The following is a 5,582-nucleotide window of genomic DNA, read 5'->3' on the forward strand; positions in this document are numbered from 1 at the left end:
AGGCGCGCTGGTTGAGGGCGTCGGCCTCGCGCATCTCGGCGATCTGGGCGCAGCCCAGGGTGGCCATGGCGACCTGGGTGAACTGGGTGAGGAAGAGCACGCCGTCCGGGTGGTGGAAGCGCTCCCCGCCGACGACGACCTCGGTCGGGTTGTTCTTGACGATCTCCAGGACGGAGAAGCCCAGCCTGCCACGGGTGTGGCGGTCGGCGCGGTCCCAGACCTCACGCGCGGCGGCGGAGGAGGCACGGGAATCCATGCCCATGCCCTGGGACTGGATGCCCTGGCCCGGGAAGCCGTAGAAGGTGGTCGGCGCGGCCATGACGGCGGTCGCGGTGAGGACCATGTTGCCGTTGACGGTCGCGGTGACGGAGCGGACCTCACCGTGGCCCGGACGGTTGTCCACGCCGGAGCGCTCGACGGTGAACTCGATGACCTCGCCCGGCAGGACCGGGGCGAGCATCGTGGCGGTGTACTCGACGACGCGGCCCGGGGTGGTGGACGCGGTGTCGTCGGAGTAGCCGGCACCGGCGATGAGCTCACCGATGGCGGAGGTCCACATGCCGTGGACGATGACGCCCGGCAGGCCGGCCAGACCGGCGGCGGTGTCGGAGACGTGGATCGGGTTGCGGTCGCCGGAGACGACGGCGAACGGGTGCATGGACTCCGGGGCCACGACGCGCGCGTAGGCGCGGAAGGAACGCGGGGTGTCCACGACGGACGGCAGCGCCGAGGTGTTGGTGCGTGCGGTCATCTTGCCGTTGCGGCCGCGGATGGCGAAACGCTCGGACAGCTTGGCCAGCGGCTCACCGTCGGCGGTGATCTGCGCGCGGACGACGACGAGGCGACCCATGTCGGTGTCGGAGACCTCGTCGGCGGTGGCGGTGACCTGCAGGTCGACGGCGCCCTCGGTGAGCGACGGCAGCTCGGCGAGCATGGTCAGGTGGTGCTCGAGGTGGACGAGGGACAGCATGCCCTCGACGACGGAGGCGGAGTCGGTGCCCGGGACGACCGCGGAGCGGACGGCCGCGAACACGGCCGGCCAGGCGCGACCGACGAGGACGTCGGGGGCGGTGTCCTCGACGGTGATGTCGCCCGGCAGGTAGCCGGCGGTGACGTTGTTGTAGTCGGCCAGGTGGCCGGCATCGAGGGTGGTCGACCAGGAGGCGACACCGTCGGCGGCGACCGGGGCCAGCTCGCCACCGGCGGCGACGCGGGTGAGCTCAGCCATGGCGGCCTCGGCATCCTCGACGGTGACCTGCGGGTTCGCGGACAGCGGCGCGTCGGCCGGGACCGTGAAGCGGATGGTCAGGTCGGTGGTGGTGCCGGCGGCGGTGGAACCGGCCAGCGGGACGGTGAGCACGGCGTGCTCGGCGTCCTCGGCCACGAGGCGGGAGCCGGTGGCGGCGTGGGTGGCGGAGGAACGGTCCTCGGCCAGGGTCCACTGGTCGGTGTCGCCGAGGCGCTCGATGTAGGAGGGCTGCTGGCGGCCGGCCCAGTAGGTGCCCGGCGCGGTGAGGACACGCTCGACGACGGAGTCGGTGACCTCGACGGCGGTCTCGCCGGCGTCGAGGAGCGCGTCGATGGAGGCCTGGTTGAAGCGGCCCAGCAGCTCGGCGACCGGCTCGTTGGCGCGGGTGATGCCGGCGACGGCGGCGGTGCCCGGGATGATGCAGACCTGGTCGGCGTCGTAACGCTCGTCGTGGGCCTGCCACAGGGAGTCGGAGCGCCACCAGCGGCGGACGTCACCGTCGATGACGGGGACGAAGTTGGCCGGCTTGCCCGGGTTGAGCAGCAGCTTGTTGAACCAGGCGCGGTCCGCCGGGTGCAGCAGGTCGCGCTCGGCGAAGGGGTAGAGCTCGATGAGCTTCTCGACGGCCGCCGTCGGGTTGTCCGCGTCCACCTCGATGAGGGACTCGAACTCGCCGTGGTCGATGTCGGTGAGGCGGGCCTCGGCGCGGCCGACCATGTCGACGAAGCGGTTGTACCAGGACACGTCGGTCCACTCGCCCTGGTAGGGGCCGGAGACCTCGAGGTAGCGGTTGAGCCACTCCGCGTAGGTCATGGCCTCGACGTCGCCGAAGTAGGGCTTGCAGGTCTTGTTGATGGCCTCGATGATCTCGTCGCGGCGGGCGACCGCTGCGTCGTCGTCACCGGCGACCTCGTCGAGGAGGCGGCCGGCCTTGGCGAAGGAGTTCTCGATCTCGTAGAGGTCGGCGCCCAGCTGGGAACGGCCGGAGGCCACACCGCCGGCCTCGCGGCCGGCGCCGGCCCATTCGTCGGTGCCGGGGGCGTCGACGAGCGCCTGCTTGACGGACTCGGAGGCGGTGGACTCGAGGGTCGCCATGGCGGCGGTGCCGATGAGGATGCCGTCGGTCGGCATGGCCGGCAGGTCGTACTTCTGCGACCAGGAGCCGGTGATGTACTCGGCGGCGCGCTCGGGGGTGCCGATGCCGCCACCGACGATGAGGATGACGTTGTCGCGGTCGCGGATCTCGGCGTAGGTGGCGATGAGGAGCTCGTCGAGGTCCTCCCAGGAGTGGTGGCCACCGGCCTTGCCGCCCTCGACCTGGATGATGATCGGGATGCCGTCGACGTCGTCGGCGATCTTGAGCACCTGGCGGATGTGCTTGGCGGCACCCGGCTTGAAGACGATCCACGGGAAGTTGGCGTCGCGCAGCTCGCGGACCAGGGAGACGGCCTCGTCGTGCGGCGGCATGCCGGCGGTGATGATGACACCGTCGATGGGGGCGCCGTTCGCGCGGGCGCGCGGGACGAGGCGCTTGCCCTCGATCTGCATGCGCCACAGGTAGGGGTTGAGGAACATCGAGTTGAACTGGGCGTTGACGCCCGGCAGGAGCATGTCCTGCAGCTGCTCGAGGTGCTCGTGGAGCACGTCCTCGGTGACCTGGCCGCCACCGGCGAGCTCGGCCCAGTGGCCGGCGTTGGCGGCGGCGGCGACGATCTTCGGGTCGACGGTGGTGGGCGTCATGCCCGGCAGGGTCATCGGGGTGTAGCCGGTGACCTCGGTGAACTTCGTGACCAGGCGGACCTGGCCGTTGCGCTTCTCCAGGCGGGGGGCGAACTCGGCCCAGTCGCGCGGCAGCTCGGGGGCGAGGCCGGCGTCGAAGAGCTCGGCCTGGCCCTCGGTGTCGGAGACGACGAGGACGCCGACGCCGCGGCCGGCGACGACGCGACGGGTCAGCGGGGTCATGCCGGTCTCGGGGCCGACCTCGAGGATCCAGCGGGTGCCGGCGTCGACGGCGGTGCCCAGCTCGGCGGGGAAGTCGACCGGGGTGGTCAGGACCAGCTCGGCGGCCTCACGGGCGATGGCGGCGTCGAGGCCGGCCTTCTCCGCCCAGGCGACGGTCTGCTCGACGGCGGCCGTCATGGCCGGGTGGTGGAACGCGGTCTGGATCGGGAGCGGGTTGAAGCGCGGGTTGAAGGGCTCGCCGCCGCGCTCCTTGTTCTCGACGGCCTTGGCGTCGCGGGCGGCGAACGTGCCCAGCAGCTCCTGGACGGCCAGCAGGTCCTGCGGGCGGCCGACCATGACGTAGGTGTCGCGGGTGTTGCGCAGACCGATGACGGGGCGGATCTCCTCCGGCACGTCGGCGGTGGCGTGGTCGATGGCCTGCTGCAGCTGTTCGCGGGTCACGCCGATGACGGACACCATCGGGGAGTTCTCGCCCTGCTGGATGAGGCCGGTGATGCGGGCGGTGCGGGTCATGGCGGCGCCGATGAGCTGCGCGATGGCGAGGAGGTCATCGGACTCCGCCTGCCCCTCGAGAAGCAGGGTGGCGAGCTTGCCCTGGGAGTGGCCGACGGAGGCGACGGCCTTGTCCAGTTCCAGTCCCTGGCGGTCGAGGGACTCCAGGACCGCGAGCTGGGCCGTGAAGACACCGGGGACGCTGATGGCGGCCTGTGCGGTGTCGAAGGACGGGTTCTCCTCGCTGCGCGCCCAGGCGACGGGGTCGAAGCCGTGGGGGCGGGTGCCGGCGAGCTCGTCGGCGACAGGCGCGAGCCTGGCCGCAGCGCCGTCGACGAGGGAGGTGACGGCGGTGCCGACACCGGCGGCGACGGCCGCGCGGAGGGTCTTCAACCAGTCGAATCCCTGGCCGGAGAAGGCCAGGGCAAACGGCTCACGGTCGAAGCGGTTGATCAGTCGATCCGTCCCGAAGGAGGTGCTGTATTCGGTCACGTGGACTTCGCTCCTGTGTTTCCTACTTTGTGCATGACGAAACTCGGGACACACTGGTGCCCACAAGTTTTGATAGCCAAATATGCCATACAAACCTGAGGAAAGCGTCATCTTTATGGCGAGTGTCGCACCGTTCCATTTCCGCGTCACGCCTCTGACCGGCTACGGGGCAGTAGGTTCCGGTTGCGTCGGTTCCTGAACAAAACCACCTGTGGGCTGTGCACTTTTTGCTTTTCGACGCCCCACCGGACCCCCGCCCGACCCTCCGCCGTGTGACGACTGACACTGCCCACCGGTGGAGGGATGATTATCACATGTGTGGCCCCGGGGGGTCCGGAATCGACGGCAGGCCCTCCACCGGTGTCGATTTCCCGGTGGAGGGCCTGTCCGCAACGTGCGCCCGGTGGGACTTGAACCCACACATCCGAAGACACTGGAACCTAAATCCAGCGCGTCTGCCAATTCCGCCACGAGCGCATGCCGGAATAATGATACCCGTTCAGCCCCCACCACCAGAAACTCCCCGAACTCCACCTTTTGAAGGATGCCGGGTATCGTGAGTTCCGTGAGCGACAACAGCAGGCAGAAGAGAGAGCGGAAGAAAGTACGCGTCTCGCACGTCATCTTCCTCATGATCGCCGTCGCCTGCACCATCGCCCTGGCCTGGTGGCAGTGGACGCGGTTCCAGTCCGGCACAGGAACGTTCCAGAACCTCGGCTACGCATTCCAGTGGCCGCTGTTCGGCGCGTTCTTCGTCTACGCGTACCGCAAATTCCTCGCGTACGAGAACGAGATGATCGACGCGGAGAACGCCTCGGACGACCCGGACTTCCGCTACGAGGCCGCCGACGTGAAGAAGGACAAGGTCACCGCCATCGACGACACCTTCCTGCCGTCCCGCCCCACCATCGACATCGACACCTTCAACGAGCTGAACAGGCCGACACGGGAGCGTCGAGAAGCAGACACCGACCACACTGGAGACAATCACCCATGACAACCACCCAGACGATCCACCCCGAGCGCCAGAAGCGCGTCGACACCGCACTGAAGATCTTCTCGGTCACCGCCTGGATCACGGGTGCGTTCCTCGTCTTCCTCGTGGTGCGCATGATCATGGAGTACATCCTCAAGGTGGATATCCCGGACTGGGCCACGATCGTCGCCATCGCCCACGGCTGGGCCTACATGGGCTACGTCCTGGCGGTGCTCAACCTCGGCCTCAAGGCCCGCTGGAAGCCCGTCATGTGGTTCACCACCGCGCTAGCCGGCGTCGTGCCGTTCCTCTCCTTCATCGTCGAGGCGAACCGCCGCCGCGAGGTCAAGCAGAAGTTCCAGCTCGACTAGCCACCCGCAGACGCAAGAACGGGGCACCTGCAGTACTGCA

At 69.1% G+C, this 5,582-nt stretch carries 3 protein-coding genes and 1 tRNA gene; 2 read left to right on the forward strand and 2 right to left on the reverse strand.

Translation table 11 applies throughout. The features are described from left to right. Together GXZ33_RS05230 and GXZ33_RS05235 are read right to left on the reverse strand one after the other, a co-directional pair. Positions 1-4,195, reverse strand: a 4,195-nt coding sequence (locus GXZ33_RS05230) for a fatty acid synthase subunit beta domain-containing protein (protein WP_291339814.1), incomplete at its 3' end; no start/stop codon positions are given. 395 nt (positions 4,196-4,590) lie between these two features. Then, positions 4,591-4,672: transfer RNA gene (locus GXZ33_RS05235), tRNA-Leu, on the reverse strand. Positions 4,673-4,826: 154 nt separating this feature from the next. On the opposite strand from GXZ33_RS05235, the gene GXZ33_RS05240 reads away from it, so the two are divergent. Both GXZ33_RS05240 and GXZ33_RS05245 read left to right on the forward strand, forming a co-directional pair. Further along, positions 4,827-5,192 carry a hypothetical protein gene (locus GXZ33_RS05240; protein ID WP_291339816.1) on the forward strand — a complete coding sequence of 122 codons (366 nt, stop codon included), beginning with the start codon at positions 4,827-4,829 and terminating at the stop codon, positions 5,190-5,192. Beyond that, positions 5,189-5,542, forward strand: a complete 354-nt coding sequence (locus GXZ33_RS05245; RefSeq protein ID WP_291339815.1) for a DUF3817 domain-containing protein — start codon at positions 5,189-5,191, stop codon at positions 5,540-5,542. The genes GXZ33_RS05240 and GXZ33_RS05245 overlap by 4 nt, the downstream gene beginning before the upstream one ends. Positions 5,543-5,582 lie beyond the last annotated feature (40 nt).

This window comes from Corynebacterium sp., from assembly GCF_012838985.1.
Classification (GTDB): Bacteria; Actinomycetota; Actinomycetes; order Mycobacteriales; family Mycobacteriaceae; genus Corynebacterium.

Bases quoted from the DNA above. Each gene is read 5' to 3' on its own strand.
- GXZ33_RS05240 (WP_291339816.1), top strand. From the start codon at position 4,827: ATGATCGCCGTCGCCTGCACCATCGCCCTGGCCTGGTGGCAGTGGACG.
- GXZ33_RS05245 (WP_291339815.1), top strand. From the start codon at position 5,189: ATGACAACCACCCAGACGATCCACCCCGAGCGCCAGAAGCGCGTCGAC.